Here is a 14524-nt window from a genome sequence, read left to right as displayed (position 1 = left end):
CCGTCATGCCATACCCTCACCCTACGGGTCTCGCCATCGTCGATGGGCAGGCAGTGGTCCTCGACCTTGCCGCCGATCGCTATGTCGCGATCGGTGAGCCCGGCATGAGCGAAGAAGCGCTAACGCGGGCGCTGCGCGATCAAGGCCATCTACGCAACGGCGAACCGCTCGCGTCCCTCCAGCCGGACATTGTGCCGCCCGAAGCCGAAATCGGCGAGGGCGCTGGCGCACAGTGCCGCGCTCGCATGTTCGAGCTGCTTCTCGACCAGCTCGCAATACGCACGGCGTTGCGGCTCGGAGCGATCGCGCGGCTGGCCGCGCCACCCGCGATTGCCGTGTGCGCCGAGCGAGGCAGTTTGGAAGCCGAGGCCGCAGCCTATCGCGACGTGCGGCGCCTGATCCCGCTCCCGCCGATCTGCCTGGCCGATTCCCTGGCGATGCGGCGCTGGCTCGCCCGGCGCGGCATCGCCGTGGCGCTCGTGTTCGGCGTGAAGCTGTCGCCGTTCGCCGCGCATTGCTGGCTCCAGGCGGGGAGCCGCGTCGTCAACGACAGTCTCGACAATGTGCGGCCGTTCACGCCGATACTCGCGACATGACGGGCTGGCGCTACGCCGCAATGCTCGGGCCGCAGGATGCCGTGGCCGAACGCGCCGCCGATCGCCGCCTGCGCGATTGCGGCCTCGTGCCGGCAGCACGGCTGCCTGGAATATCCTTGTTCGTATCGCGCGACTGCCCGTGGCTTTCGAGCAGGGACGGTGTGCTCGTCGTCGGGAGGCTGCTGCGCCGTACCGATGGCCGACCGTGCGATCCGGGCGATGCGGAATGGGGTGCGGCAGCCAATGCCGCCGAACGGCTGACTCGCCGCTTCTGGGGATCTTATGTCGCCTTCATGCCCGATGGCGGAGGGCATGCCGTGCTGCGCGATCCGTCGGGCGGCGTTCCGGTCTATGGCTTCGGCCTTGGCGACGTGACAGTGTGGTGTTCGGACATAGCGGTGGCGCGGGCGCTGGAGGTCGCGCTCCATCCTGATCCCGATTTCATCGGCAGCTGGCTGCTCCATCCTTATCTTCGCGGTGCCCGTACCGGCTGCGCGGGCGTGTCCGAACTCGTGCCGGGGACCATGGTGCGCGGCGCAGCGCCACCCGTAATGATCTGGAACCCGTGGACCTTCGCGGCTCCCGAAGCCCGTATCGATGATCGGGAACAAGCGATCGAGCGGCTCGGCCGCGCGCTCCGGATGGCGATCGCCGCTCCCTTTCGCGACGAGCGGGATCTGTGGGTGCAATTGTCCGGCGGGCTCGATTCCTCGATCGTCGCGGCGGCGCTCGGCGCAGCAGGAGCCGCACCGCATGCGCTCAACTATCGCACCAGCACGCGCGATGGGGACGAGCGCGAATATGCGCGCGCCGTCGCGCAGCGGTTCGGACTTGCGCTGGACGAGCTGCTTGCGCCGGATCCCGCCCCAGGACTGCCGGATATCGGGCCTGCCGGATTCCGGCCACCACCCAATCATGCGATCCTTGCCCTCCAGGCGGCGATCCGGGATCATGCGGTCGCCCGGGGTGCGCGCTGGCTGATCGACGGCGCCGGGGGCGATAATATCTTCTGCCATTCGACCACGGTCGCGCCGCTCGCCGACGCCTGGCGCGCGGGCGGGCTTGCGGCCGCAGCACGGTGCGCCGGCGACCTGTCGCGCATCACCGGCAGTCCTATCGGACGGGTCATGACGATGGCGCTGCGTCGCGGTCTCCGCCGCCGGCGAGCCTGGAAGCAGGACCGCACCTTCCTGTCGCGCGCGTTTGCCGGCGACCGTCCTGAAGCCCACCCATGGCTAGACGCGCCCGGAAATGCCTGGGCGGGCAAGCGCGAGCATGTCGCCGCGCTGGTCAGCATCCGCCATTTTCTCGAGCGCGGCCTCGAGGAAGTAGGCCCGCACCTAGTCCATCCCCTGCTCGCCCAGCCGCTCATGGAGACGTGCGTAGCCATTCCCGCGGAAATGTGGGTCGCGGGCGGCCGCGACCGGAGCGTCGCCCGCGACGCCTTCGCCGACCTGCTGCCGCCCGCCGTGCGCGATCGGCGCGGCAAGGGGCGGCTCGAAAGCCTCTTCCTCAAGACCTACGTCCGCGACCGCCCTGCGCTGCGCACGATTTTGCTGGATGGGGAACTGGCGCAGCGCGGACTGATCGACCGGGCCGCGCTCGAGACCTATCTCGCACGTGAGGGCGAACCTGGCGACGTGCTTTACGTGCGGATCCTCCACATCGCCGCGCTCGAACTATGGCTCGCCGCGCTCGCCGCGCCAGCGTGAGGCGAGTGCTTCCCAGCGCGCAAATTGCTCTGCCTTGAGCGGGTCGGGGTCGCGCACGCCCTGCAGCCAGAAGCGGAACCAGTCGAGGTTGCGGGCATAGGCGGCCGCCTTGTGGCGTGGCTGCAGTTTGTAATGCGCCTCGTCGGGAAAGCCGTACATCTCGACCGGTGTCGGCAAGTTCGAAAGCCGCGCGTGCAGCTCGGTCGCGCCGCGCAACTCGTGCTCGGGGAGCTGGAGCAGCAACGGCGCGCGGATGCGCGCCGCGTCTAATGCGGGCGACAGCAGGCGCCAGTGCTCGGGGGTCGCCTCGGGAGCGCCCAGTCCCCAATAGTCGCGCAGGACGCCCGGATGCATGCGGCCGCGCATGGCGTTCGCCCAATAATAATGTGGCTCTGGCTGGGTCGAAGCGAGCGACAGTGCCTTGAGCAGACTGCTGTTGCGCGCCACCCACATGGTGACCTCGCTGCCGAAGCTGAAGCCGCCCATCCCGACGCGGTCGCGATCCACACGCCCGGCTTTGGATTCGCGCACCACCAACTTCTCGATTGCATCGAGCGCGTCGCGGTAACTGGTGACGCCATCGGAGTTGCCGGGCCGGTCGACCGCGTTGATGCAGACGACGGCAAAGCCGGCGTCGATCAGCGCGGCGAACGGCCACTCGTCGCCTTCGCCGCCCCGCAGATAGCCCTGGCAGCGATAATAGCTGATGAAGAGGGGACGAGGAACCGGCGGCCCGCGCGGCGTGAGCATTAGCCCATAGGCAGTGCCGCCCGCCGACGCCCATGCAAGACGTTCGACCTGCGGGAGATCGCGTGCACGCAGCGCTGCATTGGGATCATGGAGGAGGCGCGTCGATCCGGTGGCGATGTCGATCGCGACGATACGCGGCGGGGCGATGGGGCTGCTCGCCACGCAGATCAGCGCCGATGGCGCCGCGGCGCACGGCGTCTGACCGTCCCGATCGCCGGCGAGCAGACCGTCGCCGCCGGCAAGCCTGCGAACGTCACCGTCGGCGACACTCCAGCGAAAGAGTGTCTGGTCCCGGAAGCCATCGCGCATCGCGACGAGCAGCACGTCTCGGCCCGGTTGCCACGCCATCCAACTGAACCGGCCGGCGGCGCAAAGCGTTTGCGGACATTCGTGGCGCACACCGGCGACGGTCTCGACTTCCAGCCGCATGCGTCCGTCGTCCCAGATCGCCCGCGCGAAATTCCCGGTCGTGCTACGCGTCTCGAGCGGAGGCGGCGTGAACTGGATCGGCGACACGACCGGCGGCAGGGGAGGGGCCTCGGAGGACGCGTCCGCCAGCGTCTGGAGATTTAGGCTCCGCCAGGTGAGCGGCGTATCGGCGAGGAGCCCCTTACGCGCGAACCAGACACCGGTCAGCCGCTGGGTCGCCTTTCTGCCGTCGATCATCCCGCCGCCGGTCAGCGCCTGCATGAGATCGACGGAAGGGTCGATCCGGATGCCGGAGTCATATTCGGCCCGCTCGGCGCGCTGCACGGCGGCGCGGCTCGCACCCGTCGCATATCGCAGCGTTCGGCCGCCGGACTCTGCGACGACAGCCCGGATATTCCCGTCGTGGACGGCAACCGGCGCGCTCGCGCTGCCGTCCGCCGCGGTGCGCCACAGACCGATGGCACCATCGGCCAGCACTCGGTGAAAAAGTGCGGAGCCATCGGCAGACCAGACCGGCGCCGCTGCATCGATCGCGCCGGGATCGACATAGACCGGCGCTCCACCGCCGCCGACCCGGCGGTCGGCGCCGCCATCCACTTCGGCAACCCGCCATTCGAGGGCGTAGTCGTTGCGCGCCAGATCGGCGCGGTGCACGCGATAGGCGACGCGCAGTCCGTCGGGCGACACTGCCAGCCCCGTGATGTCGGCCACCTCGACGATCTCGGCAATGGTCGGCGCTGCCGCGGGGGCGGCGCTTGCTGCCGCCGCGAAAGCGAGTGCGAGCAAGCGATGCCGCGTCACCATGTTCGCCGCACCTGGAGCGACACCGAGCGGCCGCGCGCGCTCGCATTCACCGGGTCGTAGCCGATACCGCGAACCGATCCCGGATCGGGCGCGAGGAACGGCGGGTCGCGGTCGAAGGCGTTGAGCACGCTGAGCCCCAGGCGCGTGCCGCGCAGCCATTCCGGATCCCCGGTCCCAGCGCTGTAGCCGAGGAAGAGGTCGACGGTGGCGTAGCTGGATACCGGAACGCGCTCCGCCCGGCGGTTGTCATTATAAGCGCCGCTGTAGTTGACGATCGCGCTTGCCGTCCACGGACCGCCCTCCCAGGTCAGCCCGCCACGCAGCCGCCAGTCGAGCGGGCGATAGGGGGTGTCGACGGTTTCGACCGCGGGTGCGGCGGCGGTGAGCTGATCCTTGAAGCTGAGGATGTGGCTGGCGTTGAGATCGACGCTCATGCGCCCGGTCCCGAGCGCGAAGCCGTAGCGCAGGCCGACGTCGAAGCCGCGCGTCTTGGACACGGCGGTATTGTTGAACCGCGCATCGACGATCGCGATGACCTGGTCTGCGGTTGCTCCGCCCGGCGTGAAATTCGGTCCCGAGAAGTCGAGCACCTGGCCGGCCCCGGCCAGAAGATCGCGAACCAGCGCCTCGGCGGGCGACCGCGTCACCACCGGCTCGTAGGCGGGATCGCCGATCACCACCACCGACTGGACGGGAATGGCGATGCGATTGGTGAAGCGGATGGCATAATAATTGGCGGTCAGTTCCAGACCCGGCACGGCCGGGGGCCTGAAATCGCCGCCGATCGTCCAGCTGCGCGATCGTTCGGGCTGGATGGCCGGATTGCTGCCGACGAGGGCCATCGAGACACCGGGTGGCGCTTCTGCGGGATTTATGAACAGCAGTCCGGACGGATAGAGGAAGGCATTGTAGTAGCCGGTGGTTTCGGGAAGCAGCGGCGCGCGGAACGAAGTGTCGTAGGAGCTTCGGAACGCGAGTCCCTCCAACGGCGACCACAGGATCCCGACCTTGGGATCGAAGGTTGCCTTGTAGCTGTCATAATCCTCGAGCCTGCCCGCTGCCGTCACCACGAGCCGCTCGACCAGCGGCATCCGGTTTGCCGCCGACACCAGCGGGATGTTGAGCTCGCCGAACAGCGCGCGAATGACCCGGTCGCCGGTGCGGATCGTCGGGGCGTTCACCTGGGTCTCGAAATAGTCGCGATACTCTTCGCGGCGGTGCTGCGCACCGAGCGCGACCCGCAGCGGCCCGGCCGGCAATTCGAGCAGCGAGCCATCGAGCTTCGCCGCGAATTCGAGCATGGCGTTTCGCGTGTCGAAGATGTTGACGAGGCCCTGACCGGCCGACTCGTCCTGGCGCTGGCGCGTGGCATTGACGAAATAATTGCCTTCGGCGCGAAGCCGCCAGTCGCCCCCGAGGTCGGCGGTCATCGTTCCGGCAAGCCCGGTTGCCCGCGAGCGCGCCTGGACATTGGTGACGATGAGGCCGCCGCCGGTATAATAGTCGCGGTCGGTCCGCCGGTCGGAGTGCGTACCCGTCACTTCCAGCGAGATCGCGTCGCTCAGATCCTGCGCGACCACGCCGTAGACGCTGTGCCGCCGCTCCTTGGGAAAGAGGAAGAGATCCTCATTCTGCCCGATTGGAAAGTCGCGGTCGCCTGCGCGGATTTCCCCGTCGTCGCGATATTCGTAGGAGAGGAGCGCCCGGCCGCCGGACCAGTCGGTCCCGGCATTGGCGCCGAGCAGGAGCTGATTGCCGCCGCCCTGGGTCGTCGTCCCGATCTGCGCCAGCGTTTCCACTCCGGTGAAGCGGCTCTTGAGGATGAAATTCACTACCCCGCCGACCGCGTCCGAGCCGTAGATGGCCGATGCGCCGTCGGTGAGGATTTCGACGCGCTCAATCGCCGAAACCGGAACGAGCGAGATATCGACGAACGAGCCCGTGCCGCTGGGCGCGAGACGGCGGCCATTGACCAGCACCAGCGTGGCGCGCTGTCCGAGACCGCGCAGGTTGACGCCAGCGCCGTGCGAGGTGATGTCAACGATTCCGGGGCCGTTGAAATTCTCCTGGTTCACTCCGCCGCCAAAATTCTGCGGCACCTGCCGCATCAGCTGTTCGGTCGACGTGGCGCCCGACCGTTCGATCTCCTCGCGCGTCACGGTGACGATCGGCGACGTCGGCGCGCCGCCGCGGATATTCGTGCCGGTGACGACGATCGGATCGCCGTCCGAGGCGCCGGCCATCTCCACGATCGCGATCGCGTCGCCAGCCAGGCGCGCCTCCAGCCCGCTTCCGCCGAGCGCTGCGCGCACCGCCTCGAGCGGCGTCAGCCGGCCACGAACGGTCTGGGCTTTTCGACCGGCGACCAGCTCGTCCGGCGCGATGATCGTGACTCCCGCTTGGCTTCCGATCGCGCGGAGCGCGGCTCCGAGGGGCTGTGCGCCGAGTGCATATTCGAGCGGCGCGGCATCGGGCTGCGCTCCCGATGCCGCACCGCCCGGCGCCGCAGCTACAAATGCGAGCGCGGCGCTGGCTCTCAAAAGAAAGGTCTTGGTCATCGGCATCTTCCCCCTCGCTGCGCGCCCTTGGGCAGGCGCGTCTGTGGGGATTGATGCGGATGGGGATGCTTACCCCCCCCTTTGGCCGAAAATTATTCTCTGGCCCGGAGGACGATCTCGTCCGGTGTCCGCCGGATCGTCAGATCGAGCGCGGCGGCAGCGGCGCGAGCGAGACCGTCGGTGTCGCCGGCTCGGACCGTGCCGGTCAGGCGGCGTGCGCCGGCGGACGCGGCGCTCAGCCTTATCTTGACTTTGCTGTAGCGATTGGCCTCCGCAACGACTTCGGCCAAAGTCATTCCGTCGAGTTCGATCAGCCCCGAAGGCCAGTTGCGGGGCCGTGATGCAGTCACGCGGGCGAGCCGTCCGTCCGCCCTTCCGGAGGCCCCCTGGGGCGGCGAAAGACCCAAGGCGCCCGTGGGGGATTTCACGGTGAGGCGTCCTCGCAGCAGACGGACATCCACGCCTTGCTCGGTCGCCATGATGTCGAATAGGCCGCTCCCGGATATCGTGAACTGCGCGGCCCGTACCGTTTGGACATGCTCATCCGATGAGATGCGAATGCGGCCTGCATCGAGCCGGACAATGTTCTGCTCGGAATCGAGCATGGTGACCGAAGTCGCAGTGTCGAGCGACATTGTGCCACCATCCGGCAACGCAGCGCTCCGGATTTCGCCGACCGCCGTCTCGAGGGTCGCGGCAATGGCTTGCCGGTCCCCAGTGATACGCCCGGCCAAGAGCATCACGGCAAATATGGCGAACAAGGCCGAAGCAGCGACCGCGAGTCGCGGTGCAAGCCGGCGCCCGGTTTCGACTGTCGGCGCGGACCGCGGCGCGCGGTCGGCAGATTCGAACGTGCGCGACACGGCGTCGAACGCGTCGGCGTGAAGCGGGTGCGCGGCATACCAGTGCTCGAATGCTGCCCGGTCTTGGGGGCTGGGCCTGTTTCGAAGTCGCGCAAGCCAGGCGCCGGCTTCGCGGCGCAGGCGTTCCCGCTTTCCGAACCGGCCTATCCTCAATTCAGTCCCGTTCCATCAACCGATCGAGATCGGCAATCGCCTTTCCCATGATCTTCTCAACCCTCCGCTCCGATACCCCGGCGCGTTCCGCGATCTCGGCATAGCTTAGACCATGGACGCGGTGGGCGAGAAAGATGTGCCGGGAACGGGGTTTCAGCGCGAGCAGCGCCTTCTCGACACGGCGAAGGCGATCGCGCTGCTCGAGCTGCTGGTGATAATCGTGCGTGGTCGCCTGCTCTTCGACCAGAAGATGAGCCTTGCTCGCTCGTGCAGTTGCCGCTCGCGCCCGTTCGCGAAGCAGATTGGCGGCTGCGCGAGACATATAGGCGGGTGGATTTTCGACTTCGCTTGACTGGCGACGGCCGGCAAGACGCGCAAACAGGTCGTGCAGCAAATCACCGGCCTCATGCCGAGAGGCACGACGTCCGAAGAATGCGAGCATCCTTGCAGCATGGGCCCGGTAGAGGTTGGCGATCGGGAGCGTATGGTCCGCGCCGCCCATCTCGTCATCGCCCTCGAGAGCAAGCCAGAAAGCGATCTCCTCGTCGTCATGCGCCATGGCTCCCGTGACCTTCACGGCATGACTCGCGAGAAATAGAAATCTTGTTGCATCGCCTCTTTCCCTCGAGGCGAACCGGCAAAGAGCCGGGTGTTGAGAACGCGCTTGGACGCGCGCCGCCGTCTTTAATCGCAAGCGATCTGGACATTCACGGCGGCCACCCGGCCGAATCTCGGCTAAACAAGCGAGGTTCTCACGCCTCGACGCCGCATCGGGCGCTTCAGCACTCTAGCAGAGTGAATGGCCCGCGCAATGCTTCTACTAGTTCACTGTCCGGGGTGAGATAAAGACAGAGAGAGTATTGCCAAATTATCCCTCTGTTGCGGCCACTTATTATAAAGCGCGATATCGTTATTGGACTGATACCCAACGACAGTCCAAAATGTGGAGCCGCCGAGCCGGGAACGGCTTCACGTCGGACCGACACGCGACATCTCCCGCGTAGCTCGAAGTGGTTTGCCCGAGTGAGGAGAGGAGTGAGTCCGTCTGTCGCTCGTTTGATGAGCTCGCAGCTGCCTAGAAAATAAGGGGCCATCGATGGGGCCACGGCGCATATTTAGATCAAAAAAACCAGCAAAAACAACGAGATACAAAGCTGTTTCGAGTCCGACCGGGGGCACCATTTGTTTCGGCAGCACCGGGAATCCGGCGGGGGAGGCGCGATCCCTCAACGACGAGGCGCCCTGGAACATTGTGGGTCCCCCGGGGCCGCCGGCCACCCGGCTCACATCGCGGCGTCGATTGTGAGATCGGTTCAGAAGTCGCGGCGGCGGTTCTGCGTGCCACCGGCGAGCGGCAATCGCTCCTCGTCGATCAACTGGCCGCCCTTCATCACCCAGACGATCTTCTTGGCATTGTCGATATCGACCGTCGGATCGGCGCTGAGCAGCACCATGTCGGCGAGCTTGCCGGGCTCGATCGATCCGAGGATGTCGTCCTTGCCGAGGTGCTTGGCGCCGTTGAGCGTGGCGATGGTAACGATCCGTGCTGCGGGCACGCCGGCTGCCTGGAGCAATTCCATCTCGCGATGCACCGCCGGCCCCAGCGTCTGATCGGTGGCTATGGCGATCACCCCGCCCGCCGCGTCGATCATGCGCATATTTTCCTGCGCGATGGGCGTCATCAGCTTCATCCACCAGGTCCAGCCGCGCTCCTTCCACGCCGGCAGCGTCTTGCTACGCATCTCCCCGATCTCGGCCGCGTTGTAGGCGGCGCGGTAGAGCGGCTGGTCGAGATATTCGGGGTGCTCGACGAGGCGGCTATAGCCCTCGCCGATCGTCAGCGTGGTCGCCATGGCAACCTTCTTGGCGCCCATCAGCTTGGCGAATTCCTCGCTGATCGGGCCCTGGATGACGGGATGGGCGAGGCTGTCGATGCCGGCGAAGATCGCTTCGGTGGCGCGCAGCTCGCTGGACGTGTGCGCCGTAGTGCGGATGCCGTGGCGGTTCACCTCCAGGATGATCTCCTGCATCAGATCGAGCGGCAGCAGCGTGATCAGCGGGCGGGTCCCCCAGCCATGCTCGTCGAGCGTGAGCTTGACGATATCGGGCTTCTGCTCTTCCAGATATTTGAGGAGCTTGGGCTTGTCCTCGCTCCAATTGTCGATGGTGATCGCCATGCTGTCGCCGTGGCTGCCGGGATAGGTGACGAGATTGCCGGTCGCGAAGATGCGCGGCGACTGGATCTTGCCAGCGCGCTCGTCGGCGCGCAGGCCCAATATATGCTCGGGCACGTTACCCGCGTCATAGACCGTGGTGACGCCGGAATAGAGATAGCTCGCGAGCGCCTGGAGGCCGGCGACACGGGCCGCTTTGGCGTCGGCCTGTGCGGTCGCGGGGATGGGCGCCGACGGATTTTTCGGATCCTTGCCTACCATGCGGCGGCCGTCGCCGCCGCGGGCGCCCTGGAGATGGATGTGGACGTCCATCAACCCAGGGATGAGGTACCTGCCGGTCCCGTCGATACGCTGGCCGGACACCTTCGGCGCCACGGCGGTGGGCGTGACGAAGGTGATCTTCCCCTTGTCGATGCCGATCGACATCGCTTGCTGATTGGGCTGGCCGGTTCCGTCGATCAGCGTCACATTGTCGACGATGTAGTCCTCGGCAGCCGCCGGAGCGGCGAGAACGATCGCGATCGCGCTGGCGGCGATGCCTCCGACGAACTTTATTGCGTGCCGCTTCATTCGCTCACCCCCTTGCCAGCCTGCTTGAACACGATGCCGTCTCGCATCACGAAATCGACGTCGAGCACGGCGCGGATGTCCTGCAGCGGATCGGCGTCGAGCGCGATGATATCGGCGGCGAGCCCCGGCGCGATCTTGCCGCGATCCGGCACGCCGCCGGCCATCGCCGCGTTCACCGTGCCGGTCTTGAGCGCCTCCATCGGCGTCATGCCGGCCTCGACATATTCCAGCATTTCGTAGCCGTTTGTGCCGTGCGGGGCGATACCGTTGTCGGTGCCCAGCGCGATGTTGACGCCCAGCCTGATCGCCATCCGCACCAGCTTCTTCGGCTGGTCGCCGAGCTGGTAGAGCTTCGCCAGCGAATTGGGCGCCAAGTCCTTGAACGGCCCCTGCCGCACCTTTTCCGGCGTGTCGCCGACCCAGGTGATCGGCCACACCGTCGGGACGAGCCAGGTGCCGCGCTGCTTCATCAGCTTCAGGCTTTCCTCGTCCGCCCACATTGCATGTTCGATCGAATCATAGCCGGCGCGCACTGCGGCATCGATGCCCGCTTTGCCGTGCGCGTGGGTGGTGACCTTGCGGCCCATGGCGTGGCCGGCCTCGACGATGGCCTCCAGCTCTTCCTGGGTGAATTGCTGCCCGGTGCCGGCGTCCGATTCATCGAGGACCCCGCCGGTGACATGTACCTTGATGACGTTGGCGCCATATTTGATCGCGTTGCGGACCGCGCGCCGGCAATCGTCGGCACCATCGCAGACGCCCGGGCGGATCTGCGCTTCCATCAGGTCGCGGCGCAGGCCGTGGGCATCGGCATGGCCGTTGGTCGGGCTGATCCCTTCGCCTGCCGCGATGATCTTGGGACCGGCAACGATCCCGTCGCGGATCGCATCGCGTAGGCCGAACATCGAGTCGCCCGGCGATCCGAGGTCGCGGACGGTGGTGAAGCCCGCCATCAGTGTACGGTAGCCGTTGGCATAGGCGTTGACGGCATAATATTCCGGGCCTTGCCGCAGCCGCGTCATCGGGCTTCGCGCGGCTCCGCCGGACGATAGGTGGACGTGCATGTCCATGAAGCCCGGGAGTACGAACTTGGTCTTGAGGTCGATCACGGCGGTGTTCGCAGGCAGACCGAGCCCGGCCGCATCGAAATAGCCTTGCCGGACGGAATTGATCCGGCCGTCGCCGCCGACGATGATCGTCGCCTGCTCCATCGGCCGCTCGCCCGGCACCGCCAGCAGCTTGCCGGCATGGAGGATGCTGGGCGTTGCGGCGAATGCGGCGGGGTGGGGCGGCGTGCCCGGCACCGGCGTCGTTTCGGCGTTCGCCGCGTTACCCAGGACCATGGTCAGCGCCGCGGCGCACACCCATCGCATCTTCATCTCGCACCCCCGTCTACCGTCACAGCGGATCGCAGGCTAATCGCATGGCCGATAAAAGGGAATATGAAAATGGATATGAATATGTAGAAGCGGCGGCGAGCGAGACACTCACTCGACCCATTCGAAAAATTCGATCGTATAGCCTTCCGGATCGCGCACCTTGAACTCTACGGTGCGACCGTTGCCGCCGCGGTGCAGCTCGTGGCCGATCCCCTCGGCCTCGTGGCTCGCGATCCGCTCGTGCCACTGTTGCAGCGCGCGCGTCTGAATCGACAGGATCGCGCCCTTGTTGGTTCCGGCAAGGGGCTGCTGGCTGCCATATCCCTTCCCGACCAACGCGAGCTGGCTGCCCTCATGGATGCGGAACAGCACGAGGCCTTCGGCGATCAGGATCTTCTCGAAGCCCAGGACCCGATGATACCAGTCCGCCGCCGCCTGCAGATCGTTGTAGTAGAACATGGTGAGCACACCATCGACCGGCGGGATCGGCGTGGTCTGGCTCGGGGAGTCGGGCATGGGATCATCTAGGCGCGAAACGCCGGTCATTCATAGAGATCGATATTGCGCTCGATGCGCTGCAACGTTTTGCGCAGCGAAGACAACAGTTCCGCGTCCAGCCCCTCCAGCGCCATCTTCTCATGCCGGTAGGCGGATTCGCGGATTGCGTCGAATGCCTCCGCGCCTTTTGCGACCAGGGTGATGTCCGACATTCGCGAATCGTCGGCGGAAATCCGCCGGGTCACCATGCCGTCCTGCTCCAGTTGCACGACCACGCGGCTCACCGTCGGCTGTTCCATCAAGGTATAATCGACGATACCGCTGATGCTGAGCGTGCCGTAGGAGCGCAGCACGCTGAGCACCCGCCATTGCGACAGATTGATCCCGATCGCCTTCAGCCGGCCCTGCAACCGGACGTTCAATCGGTTGGTGACGCGATAGAGCTGATAGGGGAGGTAGTCGTCCATCCACCGGTCGCCCTTTTTGAACGCGCCCTCGGCGGCAGTCGTCGCCCTTTTCGTCGGTCCGGCCAACGCATCCCCCACGGTCATGTGCTCGTTCCTATTGCACGCTATTGAGGGAAGACGCAAAATCTATATGCAAAGGGATATATATTTGCATATAGACAAATTGCGGCTTGCGAGTGAGGGGGTGGCATGAACAAAGCGTCCGACAAGGTGGCCGGCGAAGTCTGGACGTCGAAGCTCGCTTTCCTTTTCGCGACCGCGGCGGCGGCGATCGGCCTCGGCAGCCTCTGGCGCTTCCCCTATGTCGCGGGCGCCAACGGCGGCGGCGCGTTCGTGCTCCTCTACATTCTGTTCGTGCTGGTCATCTGCGTGCCGATCATGATTGGCGAAATGGCGATGGGCCGGCGTGGCCACGGCAGCGTGATCGGCAGCATGAACCGGCTGATCCGTGCCGAAGGTGCCTGGAGCGGCTGGCGGGCGATCGGCTGGCTGAGCATCGCCATCCCCTTCTTCGGCCTCAGCTATTACAGCGTCGTCGCGGGGTGGGGCGTGGATTATGCCCGGCTGGCGATCGTGCGCGGCTTCGCGGGCATCGACGCAACCGGATCGCGCGGCGTGTTCGAGGAACTGATCGGATCGCCCTGGCGGCAGGCGGCCTTCCAGTTCGCCTTCATCGCCGGGGTGGCCATCGTCGTGGCGCTGGGCGTGCGGCGCGGCATCGAGTTCGTCTCTAAGATCAAGATGGTCGCGCTGTTCGTCGTGCTGATCGGGCTGGTCCTCTACAATGCCGTCACCGTCGGCCTCGGCCCGTCGCTCACCTTCCTCTTCTATCCGGATTTCAGCGCGCTGACGGGCGCCGGTGTGCTTACCGCGCTCGGCCAGGCCCTGTTCTCCACCGCAATCGGCGTCGGCGTGCTGATGACCTACAGTGCCTATCTGCCCAAAGGCGTCTCATTGCCCCAGTCCGCGGCGATCGTGTCGGGATCGGTGATCTTCATCGCAATGATGGCGGGGCTGGCGATCTTCCCTTCGGTGCTGTTCTACGGGCTTGAGCCGACCGAGGGGCCGAACCTGATTTTCGTGACGCTTCCGGTGGCGTTCGGCGGCATGCCGGGCGGACGGATCGTGAGCATCGCGTTCTTCAGCCTTATCGCATTGGGGGCGTTCACAACGGCGGTGGGCATGCTCGAACCGGTGGTCGCCTGGCTGATGGAGCGCACCGGCCTGCCGCGCGCGCGCCTCTCCTATCTCACCGCGCTCGCCATCTTCGGCGTCGGCCTGCCGTCCACCTTGTCGTTCAACCTGCTGAAGGACGTCCATCCGCTCGGCTTCCTGCCGCCCTTCGCGGGCAAGACCTTCTTCGACGTGCTCGATTTCGGCATCGCGGACTTGTTGCTGCCGCTGAATGCGCTGCTGCTCGCGCTGTTCGCGGGCTGGGCGATCCGGCGGACCATCACCCCGGTCGAAACCGATCTCAGCCCGTCCGCCTTCCGTATCTGGCACCTGACCGTCGCCATTGTCGCGCCGGTCGCCATCGTCGGGCTGATGATTCACATCCTGGCCTGAATCGA

At 66.3% G+C, this 14524-nt stretch carries 11 protein-coding genes; 3 read left to right on the top strand and 8 right to left on the bottom strand.

Annotation, left to right across the window (positions count from 1 at the left end):
* Window positions 1-5: 5 nt before the first annotated feature.
* Window positions 6-596: a lasso peptide biosynthesis B2 protein gene (locus tag B9N75_RS00445; RefSeq protein ID WP_085217015.1), complete on the top strand. Its 591-nt coding sequence runs from the start codon at window positions 6-8 to the stop codon at window positions 594-596.
* Entirely contained in the window at window positions 593-2308 is a 1716-nt protein-coding gene (locus tag B9N75_RS00440) for an asparagine synthase-related protein (RefSeq protein WP_085217014.1), read from the top strand. The genes B9N75_RS00445 and B9N75_RS00440 overlap by 4 nt, the downstream gene beginning before the upstream one ends.
* Here the strand turns inward: B9N75_RS00440 and B9N75_RS00435 are convergent.
* The 8 genes from B9N75_RS00435 to B9N75_RS00400 form a co-directional block, all read right to left on the bottom strand.
* On the bottom strand, window positions 2276-4291 hold the full coding sequence (locus B9N75_RS00435; protein WP_085217013.1) for an Atxe2 family lasso peptide isopeptidase: 2016 nt from the start codon (window positions 4289-4291) through the stop codon (window positions 2276-2278). The two genes, B9N75_RS00440 and B9N75_RS00435, sit on opposite strands and share 33 nt — an antisense overlap.
* Window positions 4285-6849 (bottom strand): TonB-dependent receptor, encoded by a 2565-nt coding sequence (locus tag B9N75_RS00430; RefSeq protein WP_172840765.1) that lies wholly within the window; start codon window positions 6847-6849, stop codon window positions 4285-4287. The genes B9N75_RS00435 and B9N75_RS00430 overlap by 7 nt, the downstream gene beginning before the upstream one ends.
* A gap of 92 nt (window positions 6850-6941) precedes the next feature.
* Window positions 6942-7865: a DUF4880 domain-containing protein gene (locus B9N75_RS00425; RefSeq protein ID WP_085217011.1), complete on the bottom strand. Its 924-nt coding sequence runs from the start codon at window positions 7863-7865 to the stop codon at window positions 6942-6944.
* Window position 7866: 1 nt separating this feature from the next.
* Entirely contained in the window at window positions 7867-8424 is a 558-nt protein-coding gene (locus tag B9N75_RS00420; RefSeq protein ID WP_085217010.1) for a sigma-70 family RNA polymerase sigma factor, read from the bottom strand.
* 754 nt (window positions 8425-9178) lie between these two features.
* Complete coding sequence (locus tag B9N75_RS00415; protein ID WP_085217009.1) at window positions 9179-10609, bottom strand: amidohydrolase family protein; 1431 nt, start codon at window positions 10607-10609, stop codon at window positions 9179-9181.
* Window positions 10606-11988 carry a metal-dependent hydrolase family protein gene (locus tag B9N75_RS00410; protein WP_085217008.1) on the bottom strand — a complete coding sequence of 461 codons (1383 nt, stop codon included), beginning with the start codon at window positions 11986-11988 and terminating at the stop codon, window positions 10606-10608. Before B9N75_RS00410 ends, B9N75_RS00415 begins: the two co-directional genes overlap by 4 nt.
* A 108-nt stretch (window positions 11989-12096) precedes the next feature.
* A complete protein-coding gene (locus tag B9N75_RS00405) occupies window positions 12097-12504 on the bottom strand; it encodes a VOC family protein (RefSeq protein ID WP_172840764.1) in 408 nt (135 codons plus the stop codon).
* 26 nt (window positions 12505-12530) lie between these two features.
* Window positions 12531-13037 (bottom strand): MarR family winged helix-turn-helix transcriptional regulator, encoded by a 507-nt coding sequence (locus tag B9N75_RS00400; RefSeq protein WP_085217006.1) that lies wholly within the window; start codon window positions 13035-13037, stop codon window positions 12531-12533.
* A 105-nt stretch (window positions 13038-13142) separates the two neighbouring features.
* On the opposite strand from B9N75_RS00400, the gene B9N75_RS00395 reads away from it, so the two are divergent.
* Window positions 13143-14519, top strand: a complete 1377-nt coding sequence (locus B9N75_RS00395) for a sodium-dependent transporter (RefSeq protein WP_085217005.1) — start codon at window positions 13143-13145, stop codon at window positions 14517-14519.
* Window positions 14520-14524 lie beyond the last annotated feature (5 nt).

It is taken from the genome of Allosphingosinicella indica (genome assembly GCF_900177405.1).
GTDB lineage: Bacteria > Pseudomonadota > Alphaproteobacteria > Sphingomonadales > Sphingomonadaceae > Allosphingosinicella > Allosphingosinicella indica.
Note: the sequence above shows the minus strand (reverse complement) of the source record. Positions and strands in the feature narration are given on the sequence as shown.

Coding starts and splice junctions, on each gene's coding strand:
- B9N75_RS00445 (WP_085217015.1), top strand. CDS start 6: ATGCCATACCCTCACCCTACGGGTCTCGCCATCGTCGATGGGCAGGCA.
- B9N75_RS00440 (WP_085217014.1), top strand. CDS start 593: ATGACGGGCTGGCGCTACGCCGCAATGCTCGGGCCGCAGGATGCCGTG.
- B9N75_RS00435 (WP_085217013.1), bottom strand. CDS start 4,291: ATGGTGACGCGGCATCGCTTGCTCGCACTCGCTTTCGCGGCGGCAGCA.
- B9N75_RS00430 (WP_172840765.1), bottom strand. CDS start 6,849: ATGACCAAGACCTTTCTTTTGAGAGCCAGCGCCGCGCTCGCATTTGTA.
- B9N75_RS00420 (WP_085217010.1), bottom strand. CDS start 8,424: ATGGCGCATGACGACGAGGAGATCGCTTTCTGGCTTGCTCTCGAGGGC.
- B9N75_RS00415 (WP_085217009.1), bottom strand. CDS start 10,609: ATGAAGCGGCACGCAATAAAGTTCGTCGGAGGCATCGCCGCCAGCGCG.
- B9N75_RS00410 (WP_085217008.1), bottom strand. CDS start 11,988: ATGAAGATGCGATGGGTGTGCGCCGCGGCGCTGACCATGGTCCTGGGT.
- B9N75_RS00405 (WP_172840764.1), bottom strand. CDS start 12,504: ATGCCCGACTCCCCGAGCCAGACCACGCCGATCCCGCCGGTCGATGGT.
- B9N75_RS00400 (WP_085217006.1), bottom strand. CDS start 13,037: ATGACCGTGGGGGATGCGTTGGCCGGACCGACGAAAAGGGCGACGACT.
- B9N75_RS00395 (WP_085217005.1), top strand. CDS start 13,143: ATGAACAAAGCGTCCGACAAGGTGGCCGGCGAAGTCTGGACGTCGAAG.